The organism is Sphingopyxis granuli NBRC 100800 (assembly GCF_001591045.1).
In the GTDB taxonomy this organism is placed as follows: domain Bacteria; phylum Pseudomonadota; class Alphaproteobacteria; order Sphingomonadales; family Sphingomonadaceae; genus Sphingopyxis; species Sphingopyxis granuli.
Genome location: NZ_BCUA01000160.1, coordinates 1 through 2536, shown reverse-complemented (window position 1 = coordinate 2536; position 2536 = coordinate 1). Strand labels below are relative to the sequence as shown.

At 66.4% G+C, this 2536-nt stretch carries 2 protein-coding genes; both read left to right on the top strand.

The genetic code is table 11. The features are described 5' to 3' along the window. The first annotated feature begins 131 nt into the window (after window positions 1-131). The gene (locus tag SGR02S_RS19110; protein ID WP_067113797.1) at window positions 132-1040 is read left to right on the top strand and encodes a tyrosine-type recombinase/integrase; all 909 of its coding nucleotides are present in this window, start codon (window positions 132-134) and stop codon (window positions 1038-1040) included. A gap of 5 nt (window positions 1041-1045) precedes the next feature. Further along, a complete protein-coding gene (locus SGR02S_RS19105) occupies window positions 1046-2236 on the top strand; it encodes an IS91 family transposase (RefSeq protein ID WP_067113795.1) in 1191 nt (396 codons plus the stop codon). Window positions 2237-2536 lie beyond the last annotated feature (300 nt).

Sequence of the window (2536 nt, the reverse complement as noted above, 5' to 3'; positions counted from 1 at the left end):
GGCCGGTGCACGAACCGCTGCGCGGATTGGTGCTAGCCTCGATGTAAAGCGGCCCAGCGATCGCCGCACCTGATTGAACGTGGGCTGCCGCAGGCAGACCCTTTCGGCTCCTTTACCTGAGGAGTCGAACGATGAACGAGCTTATCCAGATTGGCCCGATCAGCCCGCTGCGCCAGCGCCTGATCGACGACATGACCATGCGCCGCTTCTCGAAGGAGACGCAGCGTAATTATCTTCGCGATGTCGGACGGTTCGCGACCTGGCTCGGGCGCTCGCCCCACACCGCGAGCGCCGAGGATGTCCGGCAGTTCCAGATCGAGCAGCAACAGGCGGGCGTCCCCGCACCAACGATGAACAGCATCGTCGGCGCGCTGCGGTTCTTCTTCACGCACACGCTCGACCGCCCCGACCTCGCGCGCAAGCTGATCCGCACCAGGCAGGTTCGCAAGATCCCGGTCGTGCTGACGATGGCCGAGGTGAAGCGGCTGCTCGATGCGACCCGCTCGCTCAAGCACCAGGCGGCGCTGTCGGTCGCTTACGGCGCGGGGCTGCGCGTCGCCGAGGTGTCGGCGCTGAAGGTCAGCGATATCGACAGCAAGCGGATGCTGCTGCGGATCGAGCGCGGCAAAGGCGGTCGCTACCGCAACGCTATGCTGCCCGAAGGGCTGCTTCTGCTCCTGCGCGACTGGTGGCGCGCGGGGCGGCAACAGGGCATCCTCGTCCCCGACGGCTGGCTCTTCCCCGGACAGAGCGCCGCAGCTCCGATCAGCACGCGTCAGCTCTACCGCGTCGTCGTCGAAGCCGCCGAGGCCGCCGATATCGACAAGCGCGTCGGACCGCATACGCTCCGCCATAGCTTCGCCACCCACCTGCTCGAGGACGGCGTCGATATCCGCGTCATCCAGGCGCTGCTCGGCCACGCCAAGCTAAACACCACCGCCTTCTACACGCAGGTTGCCACCAAGACCGTTCGCTCGATCGTCAGCCCGCTCGACAGGCTCGCGCTCGCATCGCCGAGCGAAGAGGCGCCCGACGGCTGAGGCCGATGCGCGCCTCACTCGAGGTCGCCGACATTTTCCGCGCCGCGGGGCCTGCCTATCGCATGGCCCATGCCGGGCATCTGAGCCTGCATCAGCTCAAGATCATGTCGGCGATCGAGCATTGCCGCACCGCCGCGCTCGGCGGCCATGTCGAAGCCTGCACCGACTGCGGGCATTGGCGGATCGCCTACAACAGTTGCCGCAACCGGCATTGCCCGAGGTGCCAGGGCGCTGCTGCACGCACCTGGCTCGAGGCCCGCGAGGCCGACCTCCTCCCGGTCGGCTATTTCCACGTCGTGTTCACGCTGCCTGCCGAGGTCGCCGCGATCGCCTTCCACAACAAGGCGCTCGTCTATGACCTGCTGTTCAAGGCGGCGGCCGATACGATGCTGACGATTGCCGCCGACCCGAAGCACCTCGGCGCCCGGATCGGCATCACCGCCGTCCTCCACACATGGGGCTCGGCGCTGACCCATCATCCCCATATCCACATGATCGTGCCCGGCGGCGGCATCTCGCGCGATGGAACACGCTGGATATCCGCACGCCCCGCCTTCCTGCTGCCGGTCCGCGTGCTTGGTGCCCTGTTCCGACGCCTGTTCCTAACCCGGCTGCGCGCGCTCCATGACCGCGGGCAGCTCGCCCTCTTTGGCAGCCTCACGCATCTCGCCGAACGACGCGCGTTCCTGCGGCACCTCTCGCCGGTCCGCAAGAAGCGCTGGGTCGTCTATGCCAAGCCACCGTTCGCTGGGCCCGAGGCGGTGCTCGCCTATCTGTCACGCTACACCCACCGGGTCGCGATATCGAACAGCCGCCTTCTCCGGTTCGATGAGGTCGGGGTCACCTTCCGCTACAAGGATTACCGCAAGTCCGGCGCCGGACGGCAGCAGGTCATGACGCTCGCTGCTGACGAGTTCATCCGCCGCTTTCTCCTCCACGCCCTGCCGCGTGGGTTCCATCGGATCCGCCACTATGGACTGCTCGCCAGCGCCAGGCGCAAGTATCATCTCGAACGCGCTCGCCGCCTGCTCAGCGTCGCACCTTCACCAGACGACGATCAACCCGCCGACCTCAAAGCTCAACCGCTATGCCCTTGCTGTGGCGGCACCATGATCATCATCGAGGTTTTCGAGCGCCGCTACCTCCCGCGTGCGCCGCCCTCTCCGGCACCGTCATCCGGGATACAGGCGCCGTGACCCGGCACGGCCTATCGCCAACACCATCCAGGGCAGACCCGCGCCTGGAAGCGGACCCGCTTGCGCTGGCCCTGCTCAAAAGCAGACGTCACACCACCAAAATCGGCCCGTCTGCTTTTGCACGTCCGCTTTTTCGACCCATATCCAGACGCTCCGCTACCGGAAGCGTCCGCTTTTGGGCTGCGCCCGGCTACCCCACCATCAGCGCAAAACAGCTTTCCCCATAGCTCGGCTCATGACCACCGCGGTTCGGGCACCGAAGACTTTCTGACGCCTGGCGGCGTCTGAAACTCTCAACGG

What these genes read in the sequence shown, in the direction of transcription:
- SGR02S_RS19110 (WP_067113797.1), top strand. Translation starts at nt 132, where the DNA reads ATGAACGAGCTTATCCAGATTGGCCCGATCAGCCCGCTGCGCCAGCGC.
- SGR02S_RS19105 (WP_067113795.1), top strand. Translation starts at nt 1,046, where the DNA reads ATGCGCGCCTCACTCGAGGTCGCCGACATTTTCCGCGCCGCGGGGCCT.